At 44.5% G+C, this 15813-nt stretch carries 15 protein-coding genes; 7 read left to right on the top strand and 8 right to left on the bottom strand.

The window, feature by feature from the left end:
* The first annotated feature begins 49 nt into the window (after window positions 1-49).
* The 3 genes from QUF19_RS26045 to QUF19_RS26035 all read left to right on the top strand — a co-directional run bounded on the left by QUF19_RS26045 (window position 50) and on the right by QUF19_RS26035 (window position 2103).
* Window positions 50-712, top strand: a complete 663-nt coding sequence (locus tag QUF19_RS26045) for a hypothetical protein (protein WP_286301371.1) — start codon at window positions 50-52, stop codon at window positions 710-712.
* 39 nt (window positions 713-751) lie between these two features.
* Window positions 752-1180 (top strand): lysozyme inhibitor LprI family protein, encoded by a 429-nt coding sequence (locus tag QUF19_RS26040; RefSeq protein WP_286301369.1) that lies wholly within the window; start codon window positions 752-754, stop codon window positions 1178-1180.
* A gap of 131 nt (window positions 1181-1311) precedes the next feature.
* A complete protein-coding gene (locus QUF19_RS26035) occupies window positions 1312-2103 on the top strand; it encodes a carbon-nitrogen hydrolase family protein (RefSeq protein ID WP_286301368.1) in 792 nt (263 codons plus the stop codon).
* Between the two features lie 166 nt (window positions 2104-2269).
* On the opposite strand, the gene QUF19_RS26030 is transcribed toward QUF19_RS26035, so the two are convergent.
* The 7 genes from QUF19_RS26030 to QUF19_RS26000 form a co-directional block, all read right to left on the bottom strand.
* On the bottom strand, window positions 2270-3271 hold the full coding sequence (locus QUF19_RS26030; RefSeq protein WP_048663431.1) for a substrate-binding domain-containing protein: 1002 nt from the start codon (window positions 3269-3271) through the stop codon (window positions 2270-2272).
* A 153-nt stretch (window positions 3272-3424) separates the two neighbouring features.
* The gene (rbsK, locus tag QUF19_RS26025) at window positions 3425-4351 is read right to left on the bottom strand and encodes a ribokinase (protein WP_286301360.1); all 927 of its coding nucleotides are present in this window, start codon (window positions 4349-4351) and stop codon (window positions 3425-3427) included.
* A gap of 216 nt (window positions 4352-4567) precedes the next feature.
* Complete coding sequence (gene rbsB / locus QUF19_RS26020) at window positions 4568-5446, bottom strand: ribose ABC transporter substrate-binding protein RbsB (RefSeq protein ID WP_102435026.1); 879 nt, start codon at window positions 5444-5446, stop codon at window positions 4568-4570.
* A 149-nt stretch (window positions 5447-5595) separates the two neighbouring features.
* A complete protein-coding gene (rbsC, locus tag QUF19_RS26015) occupies window positions 5596-6582 on the bottom strand; it encodes a ribose ABC transporter permease (RefSeq protein ID WP_286301355.1) in 987 nt (328 codons plus the stop codon).
* On the bottom strand, window positions 6579-8084 hold the full coding sequence (rbsA, locus tag QUF19_RS26010; RefSeq protein WP_286301353.1) for a ribose ABC transporter ATP-binding protein RbsA: 1506 nt from the start codon (window positions 8082-8084) through the stop codon (window positions 6579-6581). Before rbsA ends, rbsC begins: the two co-directional genes overlap by 4 nt.
* Before the next feature lie 89 nt (window positions 8085-8173).
* Window positions 8174-8593, bottom strand: coding sequence for a D-ribose pyranase (gene rbsD / locus QUF19_RS26005; RefSeq protein ID WP_286301351.1), 420 nt, complete (start codon window positions 8591-8593; stop codon window positions 8174-8176).
* A gap of 328 nt (window positions 8594-8921) precedes the next feature.
* Complete coding sequence (locus tag QUF19_RS26000) at window positions 8922-9236, bottom strand: winged helix-turn-helix domain-containing protein (protein WP_286301349.1); 315 nt, start codon at window positions 9234-9236, stop codon at window positions 8922-8924.
* Window positions 9237-9671: 435 nt separating this feature from the next.
* Between QUF19_RS26000 and QUF19_RS25995 the strand changes: the two genes are divergently transcribed.
* The gene (locus QUF19_RS25995) at window positions 9672-10295 is read left to right on the top strand and encodes an outer membrane beta-barrel protein (RefSeq protein WP_286301348.1); all 624 of its coding nucleotides are present in this window, start codon (window positions 9672-9674) and stop codon (window positions 10293-10295) included.
* 149 nt (window positions 10296-10444) lie between these two features.
* On the opposite strand, the gene QUF19_RS25990 is transcribed toward QUF19_RS25995, so the two are convergent.
* Complete coding sequence (locus QUF19_RS25990; protein WP_286301346.1) at window positions 10445-11506, bottom strand: endonuclease/exonuclease/phosphatase family protein; 1062 nt, start codon at window positions 11504-11506, stop codon at window positions 10445-10447.
* A gap of 192 nt (window positions 11507-11698) precedes the next feature.
* On the opposite strand from QUF19_RS25990, the gene bla reads away from it, so the two are divergent.
* The 3 genes from bla to QUF19_RS25975 all read left to right on the top strand — a co-directional run bounded on the left by bla (window position 11699) and on the right by QUF19_RS25975 (window position 15799).
* Entirely contained in the window at window positions 11699-12562 is an 864-nt protein-coding gene (bla, locus tag QUF19_RS25985) for a class A beta-lactamase (RefSeq protein WP_286301344.1), read from the top strand.
* A 240-nt stretch (window positions 12563-12802) separates the two neighbouring features.
* Window positions 12803-14698 (top strand): extracellular solute-binding protein, encoded by a 1896-nt coding sequence (locus QUF19_RS25980; RefSeq protein WP_286301343.1) that lies wholly within the window; start codon window positions 12803-12805, stop codon window positions 14696-14698.
* Between the two features lie 12 nt (window positions 14699-14710).
* The gene (locus tag QUF19_RS25975) at window positions 14711-15799 is read left to right on the top strand and encodes a microcin C ABC transporter permease YejB (RefSeq protein WP_004730359.1); all 1089 of its coding nucleotides are present in this window, start codon (window positions 14711-14713) and stop codon (window positions 15797-15799) included.
* Window positions 15800-15813: the final 14 nt, after the last annotated feature.

Raw genomic sequence — 15813 nt, 5'->3', positions numbered from 1 at the left:
TAGAGAACTGTTATTTTTGAAGTAATGCGAGTGGATAGATTTGAGCATAATGATAAAAAATATGATTTGGATGTTGTTGCGTGTGTTCATCGCCTATTTGTTGATAGGTCCTACTTACGCGATCCTTATTTTGTCTAATACAGCAGCACCTGTCTTTTTAGATACTACGGCTGAGGTTTTAGCCTGGATCTCTTGTTTCCTTCTTGTGATTGGTTATGTACTGATCAGATTTTCTAAAACGAGGTACATAGGAAAATTATTATCGCTTAGTGTATTGGGGGCGGTAGTGTTAGTCATGTATCTCGATGAGCGCTATCGGATTTTTGGAGTCAGCGTTAACGCTTGGAGTTTATTTTTAGCCGCTCTGTATTTGATTATGCTTTTGTATTTCATTTTTCCAATTAAGCAACTTAAGCCTTTACTGAGCTTAGTTCCCGTCGCTGGGGTATCTTGGTTTTTAGTTTGGACTTTCGTGGGTCCAATAAGCTTAACGTATGAGTTGATTAGCAGTAAAACAACAATTTCAATAGCGAATTATCAAAAGGTAATCGACTTGCTACCTGAGTTGTACCTAGATGGTTTCCAGTCAGGTTTGTTTTCCATGCTTCTTGTTCTGTGGTTATATGCTTTCGTCATCTTGTGTCATAACCCTAAACGCAGTTATCAACAATTGACGTCTCATGTCGTTAAGATTCGTAACACTTGGCACTAACAGGGCACATACACGTGCTTTTGAATTAGGAGAACAATAATGAAAAAGGCTTTAACGGTCGTGTTATTAACGTGTTTACCTTTGCTTGCATCAGCATCAGCATCAGATGATGTTGTCGATTGCGAGAATGCGATGAATACCATAGAGATCAATCACTGTGCGTCGATCGAATTGGAAACTGCACAAGTGGAACTTGATCAATACCTTGAAGCGAGCTTTGAGCACAATGCATATGATGCGGAGTTGGTCAGTTCAATCAAGGTGGCTCAGGACCGTTGGCAAGCTTACATGACAGCACATTGTGACTCGGTGTATACCCAGTGGCGTGATGGATCAATTCGAGGTCTTATGGCGCTTTCTTGCAAAACTAAGCTGACTAAACAAAGAACGTATGAGGTGTGGGAAAACTTCTTAACCTACATGGACAGCACTCCACCAGTTTTGCCAGAGCCCACGCTGCTGAAGTAGATGAACTGAGTGCTTATGAGAGTGTGCGCTTGCTTCAGCCGTTGGCGTTCGCGCAGGCAAGTGAGAGGGGATTATCTTACTCTGTCGTTCTTAGTATCAAGTTTGAAGTGTTACCCAGTAAGGATTCGATTTTGGATAGTGTTAGCGTCACCCTTGTTCAGCTTGAAGTTGAATACAAAAACAAACAAAAGAACCTCTCGCGAGTCTCTGAGGTTTTAGAAGCCGAGACTGTAGTGGGTGATATCACGCTGCTGCCTGAACTGTTCTCTACTGGATATATCTTTAACGAGGCTGCAGAAATTCATGAACTGTGTGAAGACTTCAATAACAGCGCGACCATTGATTCGTTAACTGCTCTTGCCGCGAAACATCAGACGTTAATCGTTGCAGGTATCGCAGAGGAAGATAATGGCCAGCATTACAACAGCGTTGTGGTGGTTGATGGTTCAGGTTTGCGTCATAAATACAGAAAAGTCAGTCAAACGAAATTCGATAAAGAGTACTTTTCAAGAGGGAATGAGCTCCTTACTTTTGAATACAAAGGCTTGAAGTTCGGTGTCGCGATTTGCTTTGATATTTGGTTCCCAGAGATCATGCGAGCGTATCAGTCGGTAGACGTTGTTCTTCATCCTGCTAATTTTGGTGGCCATCATAGCTTTGCCATTGCTCAAGCGAGAGCCTTGGAAGAAGGGTGTCATATGGTTACTTGTAATCGCGTCGGGCAAGATGTGGTTGATGCCTTTACCGCGACATATTGTGGTGGCAGTAGAACCTATTCACCGAGGGGAGATTTAATGCTTCAACTCAGTGAGCATCAGTCTGTTGAAACGATCAATATTCAAGACTTGTCTATTGCGCCTCAATACAATGGTGTTGATGTGTTGGATGAAATACAGCAGATAGCGTCTGCGTTGAATCGTTAACAAGACTAGTGAAACGCAATAGAATCGAAAAGGGCAAGGTTAGATAACCTTGCCCTTTGTTATTTGGGTCTGTTGTGTAGGCTGTTGCCTTGCCTTGCCTTGCCTAGTTGCTTTGCTGCTCGACTCTGTTGTTTAGAACAGTTATTTAGATTTGTAGAAAGGAGCACTAAATCGCTTTTACGCTGCTTCGTTCAACTAACGTTGGCTCTAACTCAACAACCTGCGGATACGCATCAGGGGTTTTGAGTCGGTTCAATAGAGTATCTACGGCCGCTTTACCTAAACGGTGTTTTGGCTGGTGGATAGTGCTTAAAGCGGGTGTCATGTACTTCGACAAGTGGATGTCATCGTAGCCAATGATTGAAAGATCATTTGGAATCGATGTGCCATCTTGAGCCGCAGCGTGAATCACACCCATTGCCATCATGTCATTACTAACAAACAGTGCCGATGGCATTTCGCCACGCGCTTTTAAGGTTTGGTATGAGTCAAAACCGCCATCGCATTCGAAGTTTGATTCAACAATCCACTTAGGGTTGATCTCTAGCTTTGCTTCTTCCATCGCTTGCTTGAAGCCTTGATAACGAGACGATGCTTGATTACGGTGCAGTGGGCCAGTGATACAACCAATTTGAGAGTGGCCGTTATCGATCAAGTGCTTGGTCGCCATGTAACCGCCTTGATGCGAGTTGTCTTGGATCTTATCGCTGGCGAACAACATTGGGCCCCAGTCCATCACAACGATAGGTAATTCTGGGTAGCGTTCAAATACGTCAATGTGCTCGCCTTCAAGGGTTGAACACATCAGCATTAGGCCATCGACACGCTTTTGTAGCAATGTGTCGATAGATGACTTCATGCGCTCGCTATCGCCTTCGGTGTTACACAAGATAAGGTTGTAACCTTTCTCGTAGCAACGACGCTCAACACCTTTCACTACTTCACCAAAGAATGGGTTAGTAGAGGTAGTTACCAGCATGCCTAAGGTTTTGGTTTGCTTCATTTTCAAACTACGAGCCAATGCAGACGGTGCGTAGTTGAGTTCTTTAGCCGCACTGTTAACACGCTCAGCTATCTCTTCACTGACAAAACGTGACTTGTTGATCACATGGCTGACGGTTGAAGTTGAAACCTTTGCTAGCCGAGCGACGTCTTTCATTGTTGCCATAAAAAATCCTTGTGGGAGTAACTTGCCACGTTGCGCGATATTCTGCCTGAATACAGGGGCTTATGCTTGTTATTTGTTGTTACCGAATTTGAAGGCTAACATCCGTTAACTACGGTTTAGCTCAGGAGTTTAAACCTTCAAATAGGTAGCAAGCTAAGCCGATAATTGCTCTGATAAAAACGCGTCGGTTTCAGCACGGCTTGGGATAGAGGTTTGTGCGCCGAAGCGAGTCACTGAAATAGCTGCCGCGGCATGAGCAAACTTAATCGCGCGCTCAAGTGGCATGTCTTCAAGTAAGCCTGTCACCAATGCACCGTTGAAGGTATCACCTGCAGCGGTGGTATCTGTCGCTTCAACGCGGAAACCTGCGATTAGCTCGCCTTTATCGTTTTTACTTACCCAAACGCCTTTCGCGCCAAGTGTGATCATCACTGTGTCGATGCCTTTCGCGTGCAAAGCCAAAGCTGCCTGATGAGCGGATGCGCTATCAGTCACAGTAATGCCTGTCAGTACCTCAGCTTCTGTTTCGTTAGGTGTAATCACATCAACACACGACAATAGTGTATCTGATAGGGGACGAGCAGGAGCCGGATTAAGAATCACTTGAGTGCCGCTTTCTTTTGCTGCTTTTGCTGCGTATTCAATGCCTTCAATCGGAGTTTCTAGCTGAGTCAGCAGGTACTTAGCACTGCGAATCTTCTCTAGGTGCGGTTCGATTTGGTCGCAAGTCAGCTTGTTGTTGGCTTCAGCAGAAAGACAAATACTGTTTTCACCCGTTGCGGATACTTGGATCATCGCAATGCCTGTCGGCGTGTTGTCTGCAACGATCACGCCGTCGATGTTGATGCCGTCTTTAGCAAAATCTTGACGAATGTTGATGCCAAATGGGTCGTCACCAATACAGGCGATAAAGCCGATATCTGCGTTTAATCGCGCTGCGGCTACCGCTTGGTTTGCGCCTTTGCCACCAGGGATGACCTGATAGTTACCGCCAATCAAGGTTTCACCCGGACGAGGGAACGAAGGAACTTGCAGTACGTGGTCAGCGTTAACGCTACCTAAAACAATCAGTTGAGTCATGATACGAGCCTTATGATATATCGTATTTGAAAATGCATGGGTCTTTCTCATTACGTTAATTCTCGTTACGTAAACTGTTCGCCTTGTTAGACGGCGGTATGAGAAACAGCGATGCACTGTCGGTCTTTTGGTTTTTCTTGAGTCAGCGAGTTAGTGAACTAATGAGCAGGGAGATAGGGGACTCCCTGCTTAATTAGATCTCAGCGCTAAACTGAATTACTTAGCGATGATTTTTAGAGGTACTGGTACGTACTCGTCTACTGTTTCGCCTTTCAGTACTTTGTCTGCCATTTCAACACCTAGGGAACCGATTAGGTCAGGTTGTTGTGCAACCGTTGCGCCAAGTAGGCCACGGTTAACCGCTGCGATGCCGTCTTCAGTGCCATCAAAGCCAACGATCATTACGTCTTTACCTGAAGCTTGAACTGCACGAAGCGCACCCAGTGCCATTTCATCGTTTTGAGCAAATACCGCTTGTACGTCTGGGTTAGCTGCAAGCAAGTTTTCCATTACGTTCAGACCTTTAGTACGGTCGAAATCAGCAGGTTGGCTTGCAAGAAGCTCAAGATCGCTGCCGTTTACTGCGTTCATGAAGCCTTCACCACGTTCACGAGCTGCTGAGGTACCGGCGATACCTTCAAGTTGGATTACTTTCGCTTTTTCGCCCACTTTTTCCATGATGTAGTGACCCGCCATTTCACCACCGATTACGTTATCAGAAGCAATGTGGCTCACTACGTCACCACGGCTTGCACCACGGTCTAGCGTTAATACTGGGATGTCTGAGCGGTTAGCAATACGAATAGCGTTAGACACAGCGTCTGAATCCGTTGGGTTAATCAGGATTGCTTTAACACCACGAATGGTTAGATCTTCAATGTTCGAAAGCTCTTTGCTTGGGTCGTTTTGAGAATCAAGAACGATAAGCTTGTAGCCTAGCTCTTCCGCTTTCGCTTCTGCGCCATCTTTCATGGTCACGAAGAATGGGTTGTTCAATGTAGACAGAACGATTGCCATTGTATCTTGCGCCTGTGCAGACACAGATACCGTTGTAGAAAGAAGAGCAGCAGAAATAAGAGTCGCTAATTTTTTCATGGTGTAAGTCCTTTGTGTAGGGTGAGCTAGGAGGTGAGTCCTAGCTCGTAGTTACATTATTTATAGATTCTAATATTTTAAGGTAAAACAGGGTGTTACTTGTATTAACCTAGTGTGTTGTTTGTATTAACCTAGAGTGTGAATAGGTTTTATTTGTTTTTGTTGTCGACCAATACCGCCAGAAGAATAACCACTGCTTTTGCAATCATCTGGTAGTAAGAAGATACGTCTAGTAGGTTTAGGGCGTTGTTTAGGAAGCCGATAATCAGTGCACCAATCAATGTGCCCATGATGCGGCCACGACCGCCGGCTAAGCTTGTGCCGCCAAGAACTACGGCTGCAATGGCGTCTAATTCATAACCCATACCTGCGGTAGGTTGAGCTGATGACAAGCGAGATGCCACGATGATGCCTGCCACTGCTGCTAGCAGACCACAGATTGCGTAAACGCCGATTTTTACTTTGTCTACGTCGATGCCTGATAGGCGAGTTGCTGATTCGTTGCCACCCAGAGCGTAAACGTAGCGACCAAAGCGTGTGTGGTTAAGTAGGTACCATACCGCTGCGAATACCACGACCATGATCCATACTGGAACTGGGATGCCCATTGCGTAGCCTGTACCGAACCAAGCGAATGCGTCTGCAGTGTCAGTGAAGCCTGTTGAGATAGGACGACCATCTGTGTAAACCATGGTTACGCCGCGTAATAGAGTCATGGTTACAAGCGTTGCGATGAAGGCTTGAACCTTACCCTTGGCGATAATCACACCACTGATAGCACCCAGTGCTGCACCTGCTACAAGAGCGGTTGGCACTGCGATCATCACAGGGATCTCTAGACCAATCATGCTGGCAGCGAACGCGCCACAAAGTGCAAGTACAGAACCGACACTCAAGTCGATACCTGCGGTTAAGATAACCAGCGTCATACCCACAGCGATGATTGCGTTAACCGAGGTTTGGCGCAGAATGTTTAGGATGTTGTCGACCGTAAAGAAGTTCGGGTTTAAGAAAGAAACGACGACAATCAGGAAAATCAAAGCAATCAATGACTTTTGATCAATCAGCCACTCTTTGCTGATTAACGGTTTTTTCTTTGGATCTTCAGTTGTTTTGCTCATGGTTTTAGTACTCATGCTGCGTCCTCGTTGATCTTTTTACCGACCGCACACGCCAGTAATAATTCTTGGTTTGCTTCTTTAGCATCAAATTCACCGCTTACACGGCCTTCATGCATCACCATGATGCGGTCACTCATTCCTAACACTTCTGGCATTTCAGATGAGACTAAAATAATGCTCATGCCGTCGGCTTTGAATTTATTAATGAGTTGGTAAATTTCTTTCTTAGCACCGACATCGACACCACGAGTGGGCTCGTCGAGAATCAGTACTTTTGGTTTGGTCATCAAGCCTTTAGCGATAGCCACTTTCTGTTGGTTACCACCAGAAAGGTTGCCGATGATTTGCTCGCGAGTCGGGGTCTTGATGTTGAACAGTTTGATGAAGTCATCAACCGCCATCACTTCATCTTTATGTTGGATTTGACCTTTGTTAGTCAGTAGGTCAAGTGAACATAAAGACATGTTTTCTTTTACTGAAAGCCCTAGAACCAAGCCATCGCCTTTACGGTCTTCAGAGATGTATGCAATGCCATTGGCAAGGCCATCTTTTGGACTAACAGGGTTAATGGTTTTGTTTTCTAAGTTGATAACACCGCGTTCACTCGGAAGGGCACCGTAAATCACTTTCATCAATTCAGTACGACCTGCACCCATCAAGCCCGATACACCCAGGATTTCGCCGCGCTTTAGAGTAAAGCTCACGTCATGAACGCCAGAACCCGTCAGGCCAATCACTTCAAGGCAGGTTTCACCGTGGCTCTGGCCAATACGTGGATATTGCTCGTCCAACTTACGGCCAACCATCTTTTCGATCAGGCCATCTTCATCGGTGTCTTTTACTTCACATTGGCCTATGAATTTACCGTCACGAAGCACAGTGATGTCATCACAAATCTCGAAGATCTCTTTCAAGCGGTGAGAGATGTAAACAATGCCGCAGCCTTCAGAACGCAGCTCGTTGATCACCTTAAATAGCGACTCAGTTTCGGTATCGGTTAATGCATCCGTTGGCTCATCCATGATGATGACCTTAGATTCAAACGATAGGGCTTTCGCGATCTCTACCATTTGTTGCTCACCAAGGCTTAACTGACCTAAAAGTGTTTTCGAGCTGTGTTTTACATTAAGACGTTTAAGTAGCTTGTCCGCTTCTTGGTACATTTCGTTCCAAAGAATGCGACCCATAGTCCCGGTGATTTCACGACCTAAGAAGATGTTCTCGGCGATGGTTAGCTCTGGAATTAGGTTCAATTCTTGGTGAATGATACTAATGCCGGCTTGTTGTGAATCACGAGGTCCTTTAAATGCCGCTGGTTTACCTTGGTAGGCGATAGTGCCGCCATCCAAGTGGTAAATGCCGGTGAGCACTTTCATGAGCGTTGATTTACCTGCACCGTTTTCACCCATTAACGCCATTACGCGTCCTGGGTAAACGTTGAGGCTTGCCTTATCCAGTGCTTTCACACCAGGGAAGGCTTTCTCAATTGAGCTAAGTTCTAAAATGGCTTGAGTCATGTCGGTTCCTTTACTCGGGGCCAGTTGTATTTGGTTGTGTCTATCTTTGTTCAGCAATGACGCTGGACTGTCGTTGCGTTTCGCTTGAGCTAAAACGTTACGCCAGCTTGGAAAATAACATTCGCGTAAGGTGTGCATTCACCAGTGCGGATAACCGCGCGGCTTTCATGCGTGCGCTCTTTGAATTCTTCATGAGTAATGTACGTAATCGAAAGCGATTTTCCGCAACGCGCTTCTTCTGTCTTGATCAAATCAATCAGCGAAGCGTGGTGCTCTGGGCTTACTTTCGCAAACTCTTCTGCAATCACAACACCTTCAATTTGAGATTCATCCAGCATGGTTTTTACCGTTTGTTGAAAGCTTGGTACACCATGAGTCAGAGCAAGATCAATGCGAGTTACCTGGTCTGGAATTGGTAAGCCCGCGTCACAAATCGTGATTTCATCTGTGTGGCCAAGAGTCGCCACCAAGTAAGAGAGTTCAGAATTAATTAGAGTACTTTTTTTCATATCACGACCTATCGAAAAATAACGTTTAATGGGTTGAGAACAACTCAAGAAAAAGCCATCGAAACGTTTCGATAGTGATAATAGTGTTTGATTTATCATTTGCACGTTTGATTGTTTTAGAGTGTGATAACGATCATCGAAACGTTTCGATGGGGTGTTTTTTGGTGATCTTTATCACCTCGATTAGTTGCATAAACACGAACAAAACTGAGGAATACAAAGCGTTTTAGGGGGTATCAAACGGGATGAAAGAGGGGATGTTTACGATGCGTTATTCACACCGTTTAGCCTGACAATGGCTGTTCCTAATCCCCCAGCTTCTCGCCACTTAAGTGGATTCAACCGATAACGCGTAGCCAAACTTGTTGATGGTAACTATCTGTATGTTTGGGGCTCTCAAATGAGCAAAGACGTTACGTAGGTTATAGACGACGTTGGCGAGAACGTGAGGAGATGAGAGTTGTCCGTCCCAACAGGTATCAACGATGTGTTCTTTCGAAATGGGTCTTCCCGCATTTTCTAGCAATAAACAGAGCACTGCCAAAAGGTGAGGGCGCAAAGTGATTTTGTTTCCCTGTTGATTAGTAATAGTTCGAGAGTTGATATCAATGATTAAGCCGTTGAGGTCTATGGTCTGGTTCATTACGTTGTGGTTTTTCTTATTTTGAATGGTGGAGATAAAGCTGGCCTGCGGTTGGAGCGGGTAACTGCTTGAGCGTGCTTATTTAAGTGTACTAATGATCAAAGCGCGCGGATTATGCGAAATAACGCCACTCCTGAAAGTAAGCGTGCGTAAGTTCGCGTGATTAAAATCTAAAAATGGTCTGGTTTGAAAATCAAGGAGAGGTTTTCTTCTAGAAATGATTGGTTTTTATTTCGTTATTATTCATGTGTTTAATTGGTTTTTACTGATTCTGTTGTTTGAAATTACAAAGTGGTTATATTTTTATTTATTTTTTTGTTTTCTGTGAGCTTAACCTGCTTGCGAATTCGACGGGGTGTCGGATAACTCTAACAAGATTGTGCAGCACAGGAAGGCGCAGCAATCTTGATTTGTAATAAGTAAGGTCAAGCAGTAATGAACAACAAATTTATTCTAAGCATTGCGATGATGTCGTCAGCAGTGGCAGCAAACAATGTAATGGCAGCAGACAGTGGTTTCTACCTAGGCGGCGCAATCGGTACGTCTGGTGTGGATGATGGTGGTATGTTTGATTCTGTAAATGTACCAGTTAGTTTTAAAGCCGAAGACAATACATATCGTTTGATTGCAGGTTATAAATTTAATCGCATTGTTGCGATTGAAGCGCAATATACAGACTTTGGCGATGTTGTTGCTAGATCTCCCGGTCGTAACGATGGTTTCACTTGGACACCTCAAATCTTTTCAGTAACGGCTAATCTTGGTTACACGTTTGATAATGGCGTTCGTCCATTTGGTACGATTGGTTTATCGACCATTGATTTAGATATGAAGTTTGCAGACGGTTCTCGCCCTTCAGGAAATGGTTTTGATGATACGGGAGATGGCATCCGTATGGGTGTTGGTGTTGAATATACGCCACCTACAATGTCTTCATTGAGCTTTCGCCTAGCATATGAAGCCGATGCTTTCGACATTGAAAATTACGACAACGGACATAAGATAGAAGAAACTGTCGTTTTGGACTCTTTCTACTTAGGCGCAATGTACACATTCTAAGTTTCACACTTTGCTAAACGGTAAATCGGTTTCTAAATGGGGCGTCGGTTGGCTCAACCCGTTTAGCTAAAGTGGAAAGCCGCAGTTTTTAACTGCGGCTTTTTTAATGCTTATCTTTGGTGAATCCGATTGAGAATGTAATCGAATAGTTAGGCTTCACGGATATGAGCGGTGACTGCAACGATGGCATGGTCAGTACTGAATTGGTCGTGTTCAAAACTAGGATTGATGAGGTGATGGTCTAGCACTGTGTAGTTAGAGATCTCCATCAAGCTTGATGAGTTCTGACAATCAAACTCGTTCGACATCAAGATGTAATCCAAAACTGACCCTGAAGCGCCGTAATAGTGTGTTGGTTTACGTTGTTCGAGCAAATCCTCTTCGTGAAGCTGATGGTACAGATCCCAACTGTCTTTTAGTCTAAAGTGCGATAACCAATGTTTGCTTGCTTCATCTCGATTCAATGAATAGCTAAGAAGTCCTTTGAACTCATTGTGAAACAATGGCTTGTTAAAATCACCCATTAACACAACTGGTTGATCGGTTTGGTGACGTTGATGGGTAATGTATTGATGCAGCATCTGAGCTTCTAGGCCGCGCTGAACGCTAGATAACCAAGACCCAAGTTGCTCCTGATGAAGCTTAACCAATGTGTCACTTTTTGGCTTTTGGTTGCCTGAGGTTTCCGAGACTTTAGTTCTATCAGCGTTATCTGGAGTGTGATTTTTTGGTTCGGTTGCTCGCTGAGATTTGAAATGTACAACGTAACAATCAGTCGAGCCCAAGTGAGGAAGCGTAATGGTCGCGTGGACAGGCGTTCGGTTGAATGAAAAATTGTCACTAAGATTGAAGGCTGACAGCAACTCTGAATCTGGTTTAACCGGCTGTACTTTTTCAATCGGGTAGCGAGAGGCGATACCGACTACAGGCGAGGTATACAGGTAATCATCTTCAACATGCGGGCAATCGACAACCGCAAAGTACGGATAACCCAGATCATTCATTAACTGCTCTAAAGACTGCGGGCTAAATATCTCTTGGAAGCCAATCACATCACAATCTAATGAACCAATCGCTTCAGCCATCCAGCCTTGTTTCTTCTGCCACTCCTCGAAGCTGTAGATGTTCTCAAAATCATAATAAGCATTCGGTGGTTCGAGGTAGTTCAAAAGATTGAACGTTGCGAGTGTTATGTGGTTTGGTTTATTCAAGGTTGAATCCTATTGAAATCACTCCTTTAAGGATATCTAAAATATGAAGATATTGTTCGGGTTTAGTCAGTTATTTTCATTGTCTCTAGATTAGGGAGTCGCTTTCTGCTTATATTCTCTCCGCTCGATGCTTTTAAGGCGTCGAGTTTAATTTTATCTACGATCAATCGATCGCTTTTTTATGGTTTCACAATGAAAAAATATCCCTCTCTCGCTCTTGTGTTGTTGAGCGTTTTCTTCTCTACATCGTCATTGAGTCATTCTTTGGATCCTGAGTCTATTGAGCAAATCGAGTCTCGTGTATCCGCGCGCATTGGTGTTTCTGTTTATGATTCTGCAACTAAGCAAACATGGAGTTATAAGGGTGACGAGCGCTTTCCAATGATGAGCACTTTCAAAACCTTAGCTTGCGCCAATCTTCTCTATGATTCTGAAAATGAAGGGTTAGATTTAGAGTCTAAGGTTGGGGTTAAATCTGATGAGCTTATTGCTTGGTCTCCGATGACTAAAGCGTTTGTCGGTAAAGAAATTTCACTCACAGGTGCATGTGCTGCAACCATGGAAATGAGCGACAACACGGCCGCTAATATCGTGTTAGCTGGTATTGATGGGCCTAACGGGTTAACAGAGTTTTTGCGTTCAATCGGAGACCGCGAAACACGTCTTGACCATATCGAACCCGATTTGAATCATGCTCGACCGGGTGATGTTCGTGACACCACAACACCAAACACTATGGTGAAAACGTTGAATGAATTGGTGTATGGCAACGTGCTATTAGAAGATTCTAAAGCTCAGCTCAAGACTTGGATGAAGGACAACAAAGTCTCTGATGGAATGATTCGTTCGATCCTGCCTGATGGTTGGAAGATTGCTGACAGATCAGGAGCGGGCGCTTATGGCTCGCGCGCTATTACGGCTATCGTGTGGAGTGAAACTCGCGCTCCGTTGATCATCAGTATCTCTCTCACAGAAACCGAGTTAACCATTCCAGAGCGTGACACTGTGATAAATGAAATTGGTGAACTTATCTTTGATGATTACCGTGTTCAATAGTTAATACCCACTTCACTATACTTCGCGCTAGTCATTGACCCAGCTTCGGTGCTGGCGAGTTCTATTTCTTTAGACTGAACCCGAGTAATTTGTAAATAAACCGTCAGAGATGGAGTGCTGATGGTTTTATTAGTTATTACATGATGTTAGATTTGAACCTATACTTGTTTTAACGGTGTGCATTCAAAGCCGGTTAATCAAGTTGAATATAGAATTCATAACATTTGAAGGGAGAGTCAAATGGGAACAGATTTCCGAAGCAAAGCCTCGCAGCGCACTCAATTTTTCAGGTCTAATTTGAAGTCATGTGCAGTCATGCTGCCGCTAATTGCTCTATATCCCTCCGTTACAAACGCCTCTGATACCGAATCAACTCCCGCTGTCACCGTTATTGAAACCACTCAACTGGTCGGTTTTGGTGAAGCAAAATATCCTGTCGATTTCACTCATTTCGATTACGTTAATCCTGATGCGCCAAAGCAAGGTAAGGTGACCTATGGCAGTATCGGTACTTACGATAGCTTTAATCGATTCGGTTCCCGCGGCGTTGCTGCCAGCTATACGGGGGAGATTTACGATACCTTGATGTTTTCTCCGAGTGACGAGATTGATGCGTATTATCCATTGATCGCCTCAAAGGTTCGCTACGCCAGTGATTTCACTTGGATGGAAATCGACATTAACCCAGATGCTAAATTCCAAGATGGTAAACCAATCACGGCTCATGATGTGGCCTTTACCTTTGATAAGTTTTCAAAAGAAGGTGTGCCTCAATATCGCGTGTATTACAAAGAAATTGAATCAGTAACGGCTGTTTCTGATTCGGTTGTTCGCATTGAGATGAACAAGCCAAACCGCGAGAAGCTGTTTAGCTTTGCCCAAAGTACTCGTGTATTACCAAAACATTTCTGGAAAGACAGAAAACTGTCTGAGCCGCTTAGTGAACCGCCAGTCGGCAGCGGTCCCTATAAGATCATCAGCTATAAATCGGGTCAAAGCGTGACCTACGGTTTAGATGAAAATTACTGGGCTGCGGATTTGCCAGTCAATGTTGGTCGCAACAACTTCAAGCAAGTGCAATACGATTACTATCGTGATGACACCGTAATGCTGGAAGCCTTCAAAGCAGGGGAGTTCGATCTTAGAACCGAAAACTCGGCTAAGTTCTGGGCCAACTCTTACACGGGCGCAAACTTCGATAAAGGCTACATCATTAAAGAAGAGATCAATCATGAGAAGCCTGAAACGACTCAAGGTTTTGTCTTCAATATCCAATCTCCAGTGTTCTCTGACCCTAAAGTGCGTGAAGCGTTAACCTACGCGATGGACTTTGAGTGGATGAACAAAAACATGTTTTATGGTCAGTACAAACGGACTCGTAGCTACTTCCAAAACACAGATTATGAAGCGAAAGGCTTACCAAGCGCAGACGAAGTTGAATTGCTGTCTCAGTACAAAGACCAAATCCCTCCAAGAGTTTTTACTGAAGAGTTCCAGCCATCAGTCACCGATGGCAGTGGCCGTATTCGTAGCCAGATGCGTACTGCTTTCAAGCTTTTAAAAGAAGCAGGGTGGGTACTGAAAGACAAAGTAATGACCAATGAAAAGACCGGCAAGCCGATGTCATTTGAGTTGTTGATTTACAGCCCAACCACGGAGCGTATTGCAACGCCTGTTCAAAAGAACCTCAAGCGTATGGGCATCGAGATGAAGATCCGTACCATCGATACCACTCAGTACATCAAGCGCTTGCGTGATCGTGATTTCGACATGGTGTCTTCATCGTTTTCTGCAAACCCTTATCCTAGCCCGAACTTAATGATTGTTTGGAACTCTAACTACATTGATTCTACTTACAATACTGCAGGTGTAATGGATCCGGTGGTTGACGCGTTAACAGAAGAAATTGCGCGTAACCAACAGCATCCTGAAAAGCTTCTTACGTTAGGTCGTTCACTAGACCGTGTATTGCAGTGGAATTTCTACAACATCCCTCAATGGCACGTCGGTGAATATCGCGTAGCAATGTGGGATAAGTTTGAGCGTCCAGATGTATTACCTAAATACGATTTAGGCATTGATACATGGTGGATTTCAGAAGAGAAGGCGGCTTTGCTTCCTGAAAAACGTCGCTAGGAGTTAGTTAGCATGGCCGCGTATATATTTCGGCGTTTACTGTTGGTGATCCCCACGCTGTGGGCGATCATCACTATCAACTTTTTCATTATTCAGATTGCGCCCGGAGGCCCGGTAGAGCAAGCCGTTGCCCAATTAGAAGGGCACAACTCTGGCATTATGGAGCGCTTTTCTGGTGGTGGACAAGAAGTTGATTTAAGCGAAAGTGACCAAGCATCTGCCAGTGGCTATAAAGGCTCACGCGGGCTTGATCCTGAAGTGGTTGAAGAGATCAAAAAGCAGTTTGGTTTTGATAAGCCTATTCACGTTCGCTACTTCGATATGTTGAAAAATTACGCGACCTTTAACTTTGGTGAAAGCCTGTTTAAGGGCGGCAACGTGATTGATTTGATCATCGAGCGCTTGCCCGTCTCCATTTCATTAGGACTCTGGAGTACCTTAATCATCTATGTGATTTCGATACCCCTAGGCATCATGAAGGCGATACATCATGGATCTCGCTTTGATATTTGGTCGAGTGCGGTGGTGATTGTCGGCTACGCGGTGCCGGGCTTCCTATTTGCGATCATCCTGATTATTTTGTTCGCGAGTGGCAACTACTTCAGTTGGTTCCCATTGCGCGGGCTAGTGTCGAGTAACTTCGACCAGCTCAATTGGTATCAGCAAATAGGCGATTATTTCTGGCATTTAGCGTTGCCTATTTTTGCGATGGTCATCGGTGGTTTCGCCACACTTAGCATGCTGACCAAAAACTCCTTCCTTGATGAAATCAATAAGCAATATGTGGTGACCGCGCGAGCGAAAGGCTTGGACGAGAGCAGTATTCTCTATAAGCACGTTTTCCGTAACGCCATGCTGATCATCATTGCGGGTTTTCCAAGCGCATTTATTAGTATTTTCTTCACGGGTTCTATGTTGATTGAAGTGATGTTTTCACTCGAAGGCATTGGTTTGCTTGGCTTTGAATCAACCATTCAACGTGACTATCCCGTGGTGTTCAGCTCTCTCTATATCATGACCTTGCTTGGCTTGGTGCTGAGCATTATCTCCGACCTGACTTATACCTGGGTTGATCCTCGAATTGATTTTGAAGCGCGTTAATGGCGAACGAATAA

Origin of the sequence: Vibrio sp. FE10, from assembly GCF_030297155.1 — a bacterium.
GTDB lineage: Bacteria > Pseudomonadota > Gammaproteobacteria > Enterobacterales > Vibrionaceae > Vibrio > Vibrio apostichopi.
Note: the sequence above shows the minus strand (reverse complement) of the source record. Positions and strands in the feature narration are given on the sequence as shown.

Bases quoted from the DNA above. Each gene is read 5' to 3' on its own strand.
- QUF19_RS26045 (WP_286301371.1), top strand. From the start codon at position 50: ATGATAAAAAATATGATTTGGATGTTGTTGCGTGTGTTCATCGCCTAT.
- QUF19_RS26040 (WP_286301369.1), top strand. From the start codon at position 752: ATGAAAAAGGCTTTAACGGTCGTGTTATTAACGTGTTTACCTTTGCTT.
- QUF19_RS26030 (WP_048663431.1), bottom strand. From the start codon at position 3,271: ATGGCAACAATGAAAGACGTCGCTCGGCTAGCAAAGGTTTCAACTTCA.
- rbsK (WP_286301360.1), bottom strand. From the start codon at position 4,351: ATGACTCAACTGATTGTTTTAGGTAGCGTTAACGCTGACCACGTACTG.
- rbsB (WP_102435026.1), bottom strand. From the start codon at position 5,446: ATGAAAAAATTAGCGACTCTTATTTCTGCTGCTCTTCTTTCTACAACG.
- rbsC (WP_286301355.1), bottom strand. From the start codon at position 6,582: ATGAGTACTAAAACCATGAGCAAAACAACTGAAGATCCAAAGAAAAAA.
- rbsA (WP_286301353.1), bottom strand. From the start codon at position 8,084: ATGACTCAAGCCATTTTAGAACTTAGCTCAATTGAGAAAGCCTTCCCT.
- rbsD (WP_286301351.1), bottom strand. From the start codon at position 8,593: ATGAAAAAAAGTACTCTAATTAATTCTGAACTCTCTTACTTGGTGGCG.
- QUF19_RS26000 (WP_286301349.1), bottom strand. From the start codon at position 9,236: ATGAACCAGACCATAGACCTCAACGGCTTAATCATTGATATCAACTCT.
- QUF19_RS25995 (WP_286301348.1), top strand. From the start codon at position 9,672: ATGAACAACAAATTTATTCTAAGCATTGCGATGATGTCGTCAGCAGTG.
- bla (WP_286301344.1), top strand. From the start codon at position 11,699: ATGAAAAAATATCCCTCTCTCGCTCTTGTGTTGTTGAGCGTTTTCTTC.
- QUF19_RS25980 (WP_286301343.1), top strand. From the start codon at position 12,803: ATGGGAACAGATTTCCGAAGCAAAGCCTCGCAGCGCACTCAATTTTTC.
- QUF19_RS25975 (WP_004730359.1), top strand. From the start codon at position 14,711: ATGGCCGCGTATATATTTCGGCGTTTACTGTTGGTGATCCCCACGCTG.